Consider the following 12,710-nt stretch of genomic DNA (forward strand, 5'->3'; position numbering starts at 1 on the left):
CACGGCCAGCGCCACGGCGCGCAGGCGCCCGGGCGGACGGGTGGGGGCGAACTGGTCGCGGTCGTTGGAGGCGTGCATGCGATCGAAAAAAGGCGAAAACGGTGCGGAGGATCGAGGGCGGCGAGGGCCCCGTCAGCCGCCGGACTTGACCGACAGGCCCACGCGCTGCACGCCCGCCCTCTGCAACGCATCCATGGCCTTCACCACGGTTTCATACGTCACGGTCTTGTCGGCGCTGATGAGGATGGGCGTATCGGGCGGCTGCGTGGCCTGCCAGGCCTTGGCGGCGGCGCCCAGGCCCTGCAGGGTGATCGGACGCTCGGCGTCGCCGGTCTTGAGCTGCAGGCTGCCGTCCTTCTGGATGATGACCTGGCCGAACGACTTGGGCGGCTTGGCGCCCTTGCCGACGGAGGGCACGTTGATGGCGCTGGGCGTGAGCATGGGCGCGGTCACCATGAAGATGATGAGCAGCACCAGCATCACGTCGATGAAGGGCACCATGTTGATTTCGTTGATGGTGCGGCGCCGGCCGCCGCCGCGTGAAGCCATTGCGGGCATGCTGCTGTCTCCTGTGCTGCTCAGTGGCCCGAGGCGGACGACGTGGGCTGCGCGCCCAGGTTGCGCTGCAGGATGTTGGAGAACTCCTCGATGAAGGTCTCCTGCTGGATGGCCACGCGGTCGATGTCGCGCGCGAAGCGGTTGTAGGCGATCACGGCCGGAATGGCGGCGAACAGGCCGATGGCCGTGGCGACCAGCGCTTCGGCGATGCCCGGGGCGACCGTGGCCAGGGTGACCTGCTCCATGCCGGCGAAGCCGGTGAAGGCATGCATGATCCCCCACACGGTGCCGAACAGGCCCACGTACGGCGAGACGGAGCCCACGGAGGCCAGGAAGGACAGGCTGGACTCGACCACGTCCATCTCGCGCTGGAAGCTGGCGCGCATCGCGCGGCGGGCGCCGTCGAGCAGCGTGCCGGCGTCCGAGATGCGGCGCTCGCGCAGTTTCTGGTACTCGCGCATGCCGCTGGCGAAGATGCGTTCCATGGGGCCGGCGTTCTTGGCGTTCTGCGCGGCGCTGGAGTACAGGTCGTTCAGGCTGGTGCCCGACCAGAACTCGCGCTCGAAGTCTTCGTTGAGCGACTTCACGCGCTTCAGGGCGAACAGCTTGCGGAAGATCGCGGCCCAGCTGGCCACGGACACGCCGATCAGCAGCAGCATGACGAGCTGCACCACCCAGCTGGCGTTGAGCACCAAATTCAGGATGGACATGTCTTGGGAGTTCATGATGAGAGTTGTTCCAGAAGGGGGCCCGGGATGCGTGCGGGACGCAGGGTGGCGGCATCGACCCATCCGATGCGGATGGTGCCTTCACACAGTAGCACGGGCTGGGATTCGATCATTTGCTCTGGTTTCAGGAGCGCTTGCTGGCGTATTGTCAGGGATGCGCGGCCACCCTCTTGCAAAGAGGCCGTAACAATCAGTTCATCGTCGAGGCGCGCCGGCCGCAGGTAGCGCAGGCGCGCGTCCGTTACGACAAACATGCCTGCCGTGAGTTCCCGTGGGCGCTGCTGCAACAGGCCCCGAGAACGTGGCCACCGCCTTCGATTCTCACCCATTTTTGACAGCGGCCTCTTCCGACCTGGCGGCTGACGACCGCGCCCGCACGGCTGCGACGAACCGGGCCTGGCTCCTTGAACCGCCATCACCCGGACACCCTGCGGCGGGATGTCTCTGCATGGCGGGGATCCCCCTGGCGGGGGTGTCGACTCAGAAAGCTTCCCACTCCACTTTCGAATCCACCCCGGCCATTGCGGGGGGGTTGAAAGATGGGCGCATGCCGACCTTGGGAACTGCTGCGCCGAAGCGCTGGGATGCCGGCTTGGCCAAGCGTGGGTATGCCGCTGCGGCAGGAGCAGGCAAGGCGTTTGCCTGGATCGGGGGGGCGTGCTCGTCCGAAAGCTTGAAGAAGTCCACGGCGCGCACCAGTTCCAGTGCCTGGGTGTTCAAGCTGCTGGCTGCCGCCGCCATCTGTTCGACCAGCGCTGCATTTTGCTGCGTCACTTGGTCCATCTGGGTCACCGCTTCGCCCACCTGGGCGACGCCTTGGCTCTGTTCGGTGCTGGCAGCGCTGATTTCGCCCATCAGATCGGTCACGCGCTGGATGGAGCCCACCACCTCGCTCATCGTGGCCCCGGCCTGGTCCGCCAGTGCCGTGCCCTGGCTCACGCGTTGCACGCTATCAACGATCAGTGCCTTGATCTGCTTGGCGGCGTCCGCAGAGCGGCCGGCAAGGTGGCGAACCTCGGAGGCGACCACGGCAAATCCCCTTCCTTGCTCCCCCGCCCGCGCCGCTTCCACGGCGGCGTTCAATGCAAGGATGTTGGTCTGAAAAGCAATGCCGTCGATCACGCCAATGATGTCGGAGATCTTCTTGCTGCTTTGGTTGATCTCTCTCATCGTGGTGACCACTTGGCCGACCACTTCGCCGCCATGAACCGCCACGGTGGACGCGCTCACTGCCAACTGATTGGCTTGCCGCGCATTGTCGGCATTCTGGCGAACGGTGGAGTTCAGCTCTTCCATCGATGCGGCGGTTTCCTCCAGCGCGCTGGCCTGCTGTTCGGTGCGGGTGCTCAGGTCGCTGTTGCCTTTCGAAATTTCGGAGGATGCGGTCGAGACGCTCTGCGAGTTCTGGCGCACCAGTCCCACCGTTCGCACCAGGGCTTGCTGGATGCGCTCAGGTCCCCCGCGGCGACACGCTCGGCCAAACCCACGGCCACCGACAGCGGGCGGGTGATGGAGCGCACCAGCCACAGGGCTGCTGCGGTTGCCACGATGACGGCCAGGACGGCGATTGCAATGAGGCGCTTCGCGAGGTCACCCGAGCCCATCATGAAGCCCTTTTGCACCTTTCCATGGCGGCCGAGTTCCGCGATGGCGATACCTCGGTGCACATCATCAGCATCGGCTATCTGGCGGAGGCGCTGGCGCTGCATCTCGGATCGACACCGGCTTTCGCACGCATGCTTCGCTGCGCTGCGCCCATGCACGACATCGGCAAGATCGGCACGCCCGATCATGTGCTCAAGAAGGCAGGCCCGCTGACGCAACCGGAGCGGGCGGTCATGAATGAGCATCCGGAGATGGGAGCGAAGATTCTCAGCAGTTCGCGCATACCGGTTTTCCTGCTGGCTGCGGAGGTCGCGTTGACCCACCACGAGCGGTTCGACGGCACCGGCTATCCCAAAGGCCTCTCGGGCGAGGCGATTCCGCTGTCCGGTCGCATCACCGCCGTCGTGGATTTCTACGACGCATTGACCATGGACCGCGTGTACCGGCCCGCCTTCGCTCCGGAAAAAGCACTGGAGATGCTGATGGAAATGCGCGGCACCGCCTTCGATCCCGCCGTGGTCGATGCCTTCGCTGCGAACTTCTCCGAACTCGCCTGCCTGCGACAAAGAATCATGGAGGAGCGTCCGACGTTCTCCGATCTCATCGACGCGGAATGAGCCCCACGCCAAAACACGATCATGCTTGCTTTTCTTCGTACCTTCGTCATCGCTGCAGCCATCGGCATGACTGTGTCACTTTCCGCGACGGCGGGTCCCGTTCTGGAGAAGGTCAAAGCACACCACGCCGTTCGCGTGTGCATCTGGCCAGAGTACTACGGCATCACGTATCGCAATCCGAGAACCCAGCAGTTGGTAGGCATCGACATCGAGTTGTCTGCCGAACTGGGCCAGGACCTGAAGGCCCAGGTGGAATACGTCGAGTCGTCGTTTGTCACCTTGATCGATGACCTCCGGGGCGACCGCTGCGATGTGGGAATGTTCGCCATCGGCATGCTGCCTCAGCGGATGGCCGCGTTGAAATTCACGCAGCCCTATTTGAGCAGCGACATCTACGGCATCACCACGAAAAGCAATGCGGTGATCAAGCATTGGAACGACATCGACCAGCCAGGGGTTGCCGTTGGCGTCCAGACAGGGACGTTCATGGAGCCGGTCATGATGGAGCGGCTCAAGCATGCCAAGGTGGTCAAGGTCGCACCTCCGGCGACGCGGGAGCGGGAGTTGGAAAGTGGGCGCATCGACGTGTTCATGACGGACTACCCGTACAGCCGCCGCCTTCTCGACAACGCCGACTGGGTGCGCGTCGTGTCGCCTGCCACGCCCGTTTTCGTGCTGCCTTACGCGTATGCGGTCAAGCCGGGCGATGAGGCGTGGCTCAAGACGGTGGATGACTTCGTCGCGCGGATCAAGCGGGACGGCCGCCTGGCATCTGCGGCGGACCGCAATGGACTTCGCAGCATCGTGATGCCATGACCAGAGATCAAGGACGGCATCCACCGCACCCCGGGCGGCATGCATTTTCCATTCGCCGCTTGAGCACCATCGCGCTGATTGCGTGCCTTCTGCTGACCGCCGGAGTTGGCCTTGCGACGGCTTGGGTGGCCTCCAATGACCGTGCCCAGGTGATCAAGGCAGATCGCGAAAAGAGCGAGTTGCTTGCGCGCATGCTCGAAGACCAGACAACGCGAATGATCGACAGCGCATTCTTCATGCTCGCCACCCTGGGCGAATCCAATGCGGTGCAGGAGGTGCTGGGTGACCGGGCCCAAAGCGACGATGCATTGAAGCAGGCCCTGGTCGGTGTGCCATTCATTCGCAGTCTGGTGGTGGTGGACGCCGAAGGACGTGTCCTGACGAGCAGCGCCCGCGAAGACGCGGGGCAGAAAATCGACCTGCGCAAACTCGGCACGCTGCCCACCGATCGGCAAAATTCCATCGGCCATCTGATCGCAGGCCGTGGCATCGAGAGCCTGACGGTGCGTGCTGGCCAAGCCATGGTCCCGTCGGGGCTGGGCTTCATTCCGCTGGTGAGAAAGCTCAGGCTCCAGAACCAGCAGTCGGTCTACGTGATCGGCCTGCTCAATCCCGACTCACTGGCGAACTTCCAGCAACTGGCGGTCAGGCAGGCGGGATTCACCTCTGCCATCGCCACGTATGCGGGCGAGTTTCTGGCCGGAGCGGGGGTGTCGGCCATGCCTGCGGCGCAAATGAAAGCGCTGCCGATTTTCCGCGTGCATTTGCCCGCCCGGGCACTGGGAAGCTTCATCGGAGAAGGCTTCGGTGGCGAAAACCAGATCGTCGCATTCCGGTCGTCCAGATCGCATCCGCTCGTCACGGTGGTCGAGCACTCGTCCGATCTGGCAGTGAGCCGGTGGCTGAAGGAGTCCGTGGGCTATCTCTGGCTCGGATCCGGTGCCTGCGCCGTGATGCTGCTGCTGTCCTTCATTGCATGGCGCGGCCTGCGGCTGCGCGAGTCCGCCCAGCATTTCGCGCAGGACGCGCAACGCCGCATTGCACGGAGCGAACGCGACCTTGCGGTGCTGATGCGTAGCGTGCAGGAGGTGATCTTTCGCACGGACGCCCAAGGGAAGATCACCTTCGTCAACGCGCAGGGGATCGCTTTCGCCCAGCAGGGCCAGGCGTCGCCGGTCGGTCGCCCCCTTTATGAAGTGGTGGATGGCAGCTCGCGCCCGGCGGTCGAGCAGCTGTTCAAGGACGGCGAAAGCGGCGGGGTGCGCCATTGCCAGGCGACGGCGCGAGTCGACGACGGCCGCAAGAAGCTGTTTGACCTGGCCCTCGTGCCGCTGCTGCACCGCGGGCAGGTGCTTGGTTTTGCGGGGAGCGCGGTCGACGTGACCGAGCGGTGGATCGCGCAGCAGAAACTGCAAAGCGAACTGGAATTCCGCGACCTGATGCTGGAGATGAACCCGCTGCCCATCTCCATGACCGACATGGACGGCCGGCTCCTGCTGGTCAATCGGGCATGGGAGGAATACAAGGGGCGGCGACGCCAGGACGTCATCGGCCTTCGTTTGCAGGACTTCCTGCCGTCGGACGAGGCGATGTTCCACCACACCGCCGACCTGCAGCTGAAGCAGCAGCAGGGAACCGTTCGCTTCGAGACCCGGGTGCTCAATGGCAGGCACTCCTGGCGGGATACCCGCGTGACCAAGGCCATCGTGTGCGATGCGGAAGGTGTCGCCACGGGAATACTGTGCACGCTCATGGACGTGAGCGAGTTCCGCGAGGCAGAGCGCGTCACGCGCGAAGCGCGGGACTCGGCCGAGGAGGCCTCGCGGTCCAAGTCGGAATTCGTGGCCAACATGAGCCATGAGTTGCGCACGCCGTTGCAGTCGATCATCGGGTTTTCGGAGTTGGGGATGCGCCGCGCCAAAGCCCATCCCCCTTTGGCGGAGATGTTCGAAGATGTGCACCGTGCCGGCCAGCACATGCTGGCCCTGGTGAACGATCTGCTGGACGTCGCCAAGCTGGAGAGCACCGTGGGCACCTTTCACCTGGAAAAGGCGGATCTGCGGGGGGTGATCCGGCCTGTGCTGCGCGAACTGGAGCCATTGCTGGAGAAGCACCGGCTGCTCCTGGATGTGAACCTGGGAGAGATGCCGCTGACCGCAAAGGTGGACCCGGTGCGCTTTCAACAGGTCATGCGCAATGTCCTGGCCAACGCCATCAAGTTCTCTCCTGCGCAGTCGCAGATCCAGTTGCTTGGCAGGGTGGATCGCCGCGGACAGATCCGGCTCGCCGTGCGCGACTTCGGGCCTGGCATACCGCCCCATGAACTGACGACGATATTCGAGGCGTTCAAGCAGTCGAGCACGACCAAGGACGGGTCCGGCGGGACCGGCCTGGGCCTGGCCATCTGCAAGAAGATCGTCGAGGCGCTGGGCGGGAAGATCCATGCGGAAAATGCCAAGCCGCAGGGAGCGGTCTTCCATATCAGCCTTCCCGCGCGCAGCGGCGATACCGTGCCTGCCGAACTGAGCTGACCATGCCGCTGAAAAAGGATGCAGCGCGCCCGGTGCGCGGCTCGGTCGATTCCTGGTGATCGACTCAGGCCGCGGGGGGCGCAGGCGGCTCGGCTTGGCCCAGCGCCCGGCCCAGTTCGGGCGGAATCTCCGGGCGTCCCCGGTCGTTCAACGCCGTTCCCGTCACGACGGCATTGAGCATCAGCCGGTTGTCCGACAGCCGGTGGATGGTCTGATGGAACTGAAGCCGGATGCGGCCCGCGCGGGTGAGGAGGGTGCGGACGACGAAAGCATCGCCGCTGGTGAGGGACGCCCGGTAGTCGACCTCGATCCGGGTGACCACCAGGCTCACGCCCTGCCTGGAAAGCTCTCCGAACCGGATGCCCAGTCCCGACAGGTACTCGTGTCGCGCATGTTCCAGGTAGTTCAGATAGACCGCGTTGTTGACGACATGGTCCATGTCGCACTCGTAGTCCCGGACCTTCAGCTCCAGTTCATGATGCTGCTTGTCTACGATGTCCATGGCTTGCCTTTCTCTTTGCCGGGAACGTCCATGAAGGTACCGCGCGGGCAGGGGCGCCCGCCCGGCCCGTGCGCCGCAGCCGGCGTGTGCTTTCTCGCCATGCCGGCCTTCAACCGAGCAGCGCGCTCAGGCGCGCCACGGACTCTTCCAGCTGCGCCATCGAATTGGCCGTGGAAAAACGCACGAAGCGCTGCGGCTCGAACGCGCCGAAGTCGCGGCCCGGCGTCACGGCCACATGGGCGCGGCGCATCACCTCGTAGGCGAAGTCCCAGCTGCCCGAGACGCCCAGGCACTCGGCGGCCTGCGTGCAGTCGGCCCAGGCATAGAAGGCGCCGTCCGGCACCACGGGCACCGGCAGGCCCAGCGCCTGCAGCGCGGGAATGAAGTAGTCGCGCCGGGCCTTGAACTCGGCGCGGCGGCGCTCGTATTCGGCGATGCTCTCGGGCTCGAAGCAGGCGAGGGCGGCATGCTGCGACACGGTGCTGGCGCAGATGAACAGGTTCTGCGCCAGCCGCTCGACCACCGGCACCATGGCCTCGGGCACGACCATCCAGCCCAGGCGCCAGCCGGTCATGTTGAAGTACTTGCTGAAGCTGTTGATGCTGATGACGTTCTCGTCGATGGCCAGCGCCGTGTGGCCGAAGCGTTCCTCGTACGACAGGCCCAGGTAGATCTCGTCGATCAGCGTCACCCCGCCCCGCGATTGCACGGCCGCATGGATGCGGCGCAGTTCCTCGGGCGCAATCGAGGTGCCGGTGGGGTTGGAGGGCGAGGCCAGCAGCACGCCGCGCGTCTTCGGCCCCCAGGCCGCCTCGACCTTGGCGGCGCTCAGCTGGTAGCGCTCTTCTGCCGTGGTGGGAATGAGCACCGCCTTGCCTTCCGCCGCGCTCACGAAGTGGCGGTTGCACGGGTAGCTCGGGTCGGGCATGAGGATCTCGTCGCCCGCATCGATGAGGGCCAGGCACGCGAGCTGCAGCGCGGCCGAGGCCCCCGCCGTGACCACGATCCGCCGGGCCGGCACCTGCACGCCGAAGCGGTCGGCATACCAGCCGCTGATGCGCTCGCGCAGCGGCTCCAGGCCCAGGGCGTTGGTGTATTGCGTGGTGCCGCGCTGCACGGCGCGGGCGTGACGCTGCAGCCGGTCTACGCCGCCGCGCCGCTGATCGCGCAGGGGCGGCTCACGGCGCTGCTGCCGGCCTATGCGCCGCGCACGCTGGGAGTGCACGGCGTGTACGCCTCCCGCCGGCAGGTGCCGCCGGCGTTGCGCGCGCTGCTGGACTTCCTGGTGGAGCGCTTCGCCGATCCGGCGCACTGGCAGGCCGGGCTGCCGGTGCCGGCCGCCAAGGCGCCGGCGCGGGCGAAAAAAAAGCCGCTGAGGACAGCGGCGGGGGATGGTGCCGCAGCCCCCTGGCTGGGGCCGCGCGGCGGGGCGCCTCACTGGTGGGTGAAGGTCGCCTTGCGCTTGTTCACGAAGGCGTCCATGCCTTCCTTCTGGTCGCTGGTGGCGAACAGCGCGTGGAACAGGCGGCGCTCGAACATCACGCCGTCCGACAGCCCGCTCTCGAACGCGCGGTTGACCGATTCCTTGGCCGCCATCACGGCGATCTGCGAGAAGTCGCTGATCTGCAGCGCGGCGCCCAGGGCCTCGTCCATCAGCTGGGCGAAAGGCACGACGCGGCTGACCAGCCCGGCGCGCTCGGCCTCGGCGGCATCCATCATGCGGCCGGTGAGGGCCATGTCCATGGCCTTGGACTTGCCCACCGCGCGCGGCAGGCGCTGCGTGCCGCCGGCCCCGGGGATGACGCCCAGCTTGATCTCGGGCTGGCCGAACCTGGCGTTGTCGGCCGCGATGATGAAGTCGCACATCATGGCCAGCTCGCAGCCGCCGCCCAGGGCGAAGCCGCTCACCGCGGCGATCACCGGCTTGCGGATGGAGCGGATGCGCTCCCAGTTGCGCGTGATGTAGTCGCCCTTGTACGCATCGGCGAAGCTGTACTGCGCCATGGCGCCGATGTCCGCGCCCGCGGCGAAGGCCTTTTCGCTGCCGGTGACGATGACGCAGCCGATCTTCTCGTCGGCGTCGAAGGCCTGCAGCGCCTCGCCCAGCTCGTTCATGAGCTGGTCGTTCAGCGCGTTCAGTTGCTTGGGCCGGTTCAGCGTGATGACGCCGACCTTGTCCGCCTCGATGCGGACCTCGATGACTTCGTAGGCCAAGGGGTATCTCCGTTGCTCGTTGTGATCGGCAGACTATACCCAAGGGGCTCCGGAAAGCCTCTGCAAGCTTTCTCTATTGGCCTGCGGCGCCGTCCAGCCACCGGTTGACCAGGGCCGCGTCGGCCACCGACAGGCCGATGGTGTCGACCTCGGCCTCGGCGCCCGCATGGGCCGTCGAGGGCAGTTCCAGCGGCAGCTCCAGCAGCCGCCGGTCCCGCGCCACCAGCGCCGTCACGCGGGGCTCCACGCCGGCGTAGAGCGGCACGTCGTCCAGCCGCTGCACGCGCCAGGCCTCGCCCTGCACCTCGATCCCCAGCCATTCGTCGCCGGCCGCGAAGCCCGCCTGCTCTGCCAGGCCGCCGCGCAGCACCACCTTGATCTGCAGGCCCTGGCCCTCCGCCACCCGCACGCCCAGGCGCTGGGCCAGCTGCGCCGGCTCGCCCTGCAGCGTCACGCCGTTGGCCGCCAGCAGCTCGGCCAGGGGCAGGTCGTCGGTGCCGTGCACCCACTGCGCGATCTCGGTGGCGAACGAACGGCCCGCCAGCGCCTGGATGGCGTCGAGCAGGTCGGCTTCGGACATGGGGCCGGCGGCGCAGCGCTCCCACAGGGCGCGCATCACGTCGTCCAGCGTGGCCTGGCCTTCGCGGCGCAGCGCGAGGTCCAGGCACAGCGCCACCAGCGAGCCCTTGGTGTAGTAGCTCACCGTGCTGTTGGGCGTGTTCTCGTCCTGGCGGTAGTACTTGACCCAGGCGTCGAAGCTGGCCTGCGCCACCGACTGCACCTTGCGGCCGGGCGTCTGCAGCACCTGGTTGACGGTCTTGGCGAGCAGGCGCAGGTAGGTGGCGTTGTCGATCAGGCCCGCGCGGCGCAGCAGCAGGTCGTCGTAGTAGCTCGTGAAACCCTCGAAGAACCAGAGCAGTCGCGTGTAGTTCTCCTGCGTGTAGTCGTACTGCGCGAACTCCGCCGGGCGCAGGCGCTTGACGTTCCAGGTGTGGAAGTGCTCGTGGCTCACCAGCCCGAGCAGCGTGTTGTAGCCCTCGGGCGCGCGCGCCTGGCCGATGCGCGGAAGGTCGCGCCGCCCGCAGATCAGCGCGGTGGAGTTGCGGTGCTCCAGGCCCCCGTAGCCGTCGTCCACCACGTTCAGCAGGAACAGGTAGTTCTGGTAGGGCGGCTTGCCGCTGCCGTGCCAGAAGCGGATGCCGGCCTCGCAGATGCGGCGCACGTCGGCCACGATGCGGTTGCCGTCGAATGAAGGCGCGGCGCCTGCGATCACCAGCCGGTGCGGCACGCCGCAGGCCGTGAAGCGGATGCTCCAGAACGGGCCCATTTCCACGGGGCAGTCCACCAGTTCGTCGTAGTGCTCGGCGCGGTAGGTGCCGAAGCCGGCGCGCGTGGTCTTCTCGGCGGCGAGCCCGGTGGCGACGGACCAGCGCGCCACGGCGGGCGTGCTCACGATTTCCAGGTCGTGTCGCGCGGCCTCCTGGCCGTGCACGCGCAGGCACAGGCTGGTGCCGTTGAAGAAGCCGCGCGTGGCATCCAGAAAGGCGGTGCGCACCGAGGTGTCGTAGGCGCAGACTTCATACGTCAGCACCAGCGGGTGGTCGTTGCGGCACTGCACCTCCCAGCGGCACTTGTCCATCTGGGCGAGGGGCACGTCCTTGCCGTCCTGCTGCGCGCGCAGGTTCTGCAGGTTCTTGGCGAATTCGCGCACCAGGTAGCTGCCGGGAATCCAGACGGGCAGCGACAGCGCCTGCTGGGCCGCGGGCCTGGCCACCGTCAGCGTCACGCTGAACAGGTGGGCGTGCAGTTGCGCGGGTTCGACGCGGTAGTGGACGGCGGGGTGGGCGTGGCGAAGGGCGGACATGGTGCGTGCGGCGCTGAAGGGTCGGGGAAGGCCCGGGCCGGCGCAGTGAGTGGTCCGCGCCGCCCGGCGGTCAGGAGCGTGCGCTGCGGCAGCCGCCGCGCACGCCGGGGCTCAATTGCCGGAGCCGCCGGCGTCGGCCATGCGCTTTTCGACTTCCTGCGCGTTGATCGCGCCCGGCACGCGGGAACCGTCGGCGAAGATGATCGTCGGCGTGCCGGTGATCTTGTGCTTCTTGCCGAAGGCCAGGTTGCGCTGCACGGCCGCGGTGTCGCAGCTGGCGGCGGGTGCCGGCTTGTCACGCACCATCTGGTCCTGCCAGGCCACCACGCGGTCCTTGGCGCACCAGATGTTGCGGGACTTCTCGGCCGAATCGGGGCTCAGGATGGGGTACAGGAACATGTACACCGTGACGTTGTCCACGTTCTGCAGGTCCTTCTCGAAGCGCTTGCAGTAGCCGCAGTTGGGGTCCTCGAACACCGCGATCTTGCGCTTGCCGTTGCCGCGCACGATGGTGAAGGCATCCTTGAACGGCAGCGCGTCGAAGTCCACCGCGGTGAGCTTGTTGATGCGGTCTTCGGTCAGGTTGCGGCGGGCCTTGGTGTCGATCAGCTCGCCCTGGATCAGGTAGTTGCCCTTGGCATCGGTGTAGAACAGGTCGGTGCCGATGCGCACCTCGTACAGGCCCTGCATGGGCGTGCTGCGCACCTCGTCGATCTTTTCCAGCTGCGGAATGCGGTCGGACAGGGCCTTGCGGATGACCGTTTCCTGGGCGAACGCGCCGAGGGACAGGGTGAGCGCGGCGCCGGCCAGCAGGGAGGGGATCAGTTTCATGCGATTCTTTCGTTCTTCAACTCGTTGTTCATCAATGCGCCGCAGCGGTCGCCAGCGGCCCGCCTTGCGGCCCTTCGGTCCATCCCGTCAGCGCAGGCCCATGGCCTGGCGCGTCACCCAATCCTTGAGCGGGCCGCTGCGCTCGAAGCCCTTCATGCCCCAGTTGCGCAGCGCCATCAAAGGCCCCTCGCTGCGCGAGAAAAGCTGCTGCAGCCCGTCCATCGTCCAGCCCATCGGCAGCAGGGCCGCCTTGCGTTCGCGCTCGTACTGGCGCAGCAGCCGCAGGTCGCCCACGCCGCGCCAGTAATCGCGCCCGTTCAGCACGCGGGCCAGCGCCTGCGCATCGCCCAGCCCCAGGTTCAGGCCCTGGCCGGCCAGCGGATGCACGTTGTGCGCCGCATCGCCTGCCAGCGCCCAGCTGCGCGCGGCGCCCGATTGGCCCGG

10 protein-coding genes and 4 pseudogenes are annotated in these 12,710 nt (G+C 66.8%); 4 read left to right on the top strand and 10 right to left on the bottom strand.

The features are described 5' to 3' along the window. Window positions 1-132: 132 nt before the first annotated feature. From AC27IO_RS14055 to AC27IO_RS14070, 4 genes and pseudogenes are all read right to left on the bottom strand, one after another. On the bottom strand, window positions 133-558 hold the full coding sequence (locus tag AC27IO_RS14055) for an ExbD/TolR family protein (protein ID WP_272564068.1): 426 nt from the start codon (window positions 556-558) through the stop codon (window positions 133-135). Window positions 559-578: 20 nt separating this feature from the next. Continuing rightward, a complete protein-coding gene (gene tolQ, locus AC27IO_RS14060) occupies window positions 579-1,283 on the bottom strand; it encodes a protein TolQ (protein WP_272564067.1) in 705 nt (234 codons plus the stop codon). Then, the gene (locus tag AC27IO_RS14065; protein ID WP_498739264.1) at window positions 1,280-1,615 is read right to left on the bottom strand and encodes an acyl-CoA thioesterase; all 336 of its coding nucleotides are present in this window, start codon (window positions 1,613-1,615) and stop codon (window positions 1,280-1,282) included. The genes tolQ and AC27IO_RS14065 overlap by 4 nt, the downstream gene beginning before the upstream one ends. Before the next feature lie 151 nt (window positions 1,616-1,766). Then, window positions 1,767-2,863, bottom strand: a pseudogene (locus AC27IO_RS14070) (methyl-accepting chemotaxis protein); the annotation flags it as partial. On the opposite strand from AC27IO_RS14070, the pseudogene AC27IO_RS14075 reads away from it, so the two are divergent. From AC27IO_RS14075 to AC27IO_RS14085, 3 genes and pseudogenes are all read left to right on the top strand, one after another. Further along, window positions 2,858-3,508 (top strand): annotated as a pseudogene (locus AC27IO_RS14075) (HD-GYP domain-containing protein); the annotation flags it as partial. The pseudogenes AC27IO_RS14070 and AC27IO_RS14075 sit on opposite strands and share 6 nt — an antisense overlap. A 21-nt stretch (window positions 3,509-3,529) precedes the next feature. Next, entirely contained in the window at window positions 3,530-4,324 is a 795-nt protein-coding gene (locus tag AC27IO_RS14080) for an ABC transporter substrate-binding protein (protein ID WP_498739266.1), read from the top strand. A 59-nt stretch (window positions 4,325-4,383) separates the two neighbouring features. Next, a complete protein-coding gene (locus tag AC27IO_RS14085) occupies window positions 4,384-6,855 on the top strand; it encodes a sensor histidine kinase (protein ID WP_498739267.1) in 2,472 nt (823 codons plus the stop codon). Between the two features lie 64 nt (window positions 6,856-6,919). Here AC27IO_RS14085 and AC27IO_RS14090 read toward each other — a convergent pair whose 3' ends face one another. Continuing rightward, entirely contained in the window at window positions 6,920-7,357 is a 438-nt protein-coding gene (locus AC27IO_RS14090; protein WP_498739269.1) for an acyl-CoA thioesterase, read from the bottom strand. A 109-nt stretch (window positions 7,358-7,466) separates the two neighbouring features. Then, window positions 7,467-8,480: pseudogene (locus AC27IO_RS14095) on the bottom strand (pyridoxal phosphate-dependent aminotransferase); the annotation flags it as partial. Between AC27IO_RS14095 and AC27IO_RS14100 the strand changes: the two are divergent. After that, window positions 8,454-8,594: pseudogene (locus AC27IO_RS14100) on the top strand (LysR family transcriptional regulator); the annotation flags it as partial. The pseudogenes AC27IO_RS14095 and AC27IO_RS14100 overlap by 27 nt on opposite strands. A 197-nt stretch (window positions 8,595-8,791) precedes the next feature. Here the strand turns inward: AC27IO_RS14100 and AC27IO_RS14105 are convergent. From AC27IO_RS14105 to AC27IO_RS14120, 4 genes are all read right to left on the bottom strand, one after another. After that, window positions 8,792-9,571: an enoyl-CoA hydratase gene (locus AC27IO_RS14105; protein ID WP_284393162.1), complete on the bottom strand. Its 780-nt coding sequence runs from the start codon at window positions 9,569-9,571 to the stop codon at window positions 8,792-8,794. Window positions 9,572-9,644: 73 nt separating this feature from the next. Continuing rightward, complete coding sequence (locus AC27IO_RS14110; RefSeq protein WP_498739271.1) at window positions 9,645-11,435, bottom strand: M61 family metallopeptidase; 1,791 nt, start codon at window positions 11,433-11,435, stop codon at window positions 9,645-9,647. 111 nt (window positions 11,436-11,546) lie between these two features. Beyond that, complete coding sequence (locus AC27IO_RS14115) at window positions 11,547-12,266, bottom strand: DsbC family protein (RefSeq protein ID WP_284408030.1); 720 nt, start codon at window positions 12,264-12,266, stop codon at window positions 11,547-11,549. Between the two features lie 87 nt (window positions 12,267-12,353). Next, on the bottom strand, window positions 12,354-12,710 hold a 357-nt coding region (locus tag AC27IO_RS14120; RefSeq protein ID WP_487116013.1), incomplete at its 5' end, for an FAD-dependent monooxygenase.

The sequence above is a fragment of the Acidovorax sp. KNOB132 genome, assembly GCF_057541515.1.

Coding starts and splice junctions, on each gene's coding strand:
- AC27IO_RS14055 (WP_272564068.1), bottom strand. CDS start 558: ATGCCCGCAATGGCTTCACGCGGCGGCGGCCGGCGCCGCACCATCAAC.
- tolQ (WP_272564067.1), bottom strand. CDS start 1,283: ATGAACTCCCAAGACATGTCCATCCTGAATTTGGTGCTCAACGCCAGC.
- AC27IO_RS14065 (WP_498739264.1), bottom strand. CDS start 1,615: ATGGGTGAGAATCGAAGGCGGTGGCCACGTTCTCGGGGCCTGTTGCAG.
- AC27IO_RS14080 (WP_498739266.1), top strand. CDS start 3,530: ATGCTTGCTTTTCTTCGTACCTTCGTCATCGCTGCAGCCATCGGCATG.
- AC27IO_RS14090 (WP_498739269.1), bottom strand. CDS start 7,357: ATGGACATCGTAGACAAGCAGCATCATGAACTGGAGCTGAAGGTCCGG.
- AC27IO_RS14110 (WP_498739271.1), bottom strand. CDS start 11,435: ATGTCCGCCCTTCGCCACGCCCACCCCGCCGTCCACTACCGCGTCGAA.
- AC27IO_RS14115 (WP_284408030.1), bottom strand. CDS start 12,266: ATGAAACTGATCCCCTCCCTGCTGGCCGGCGCCGCGCTCACCCTGTCC.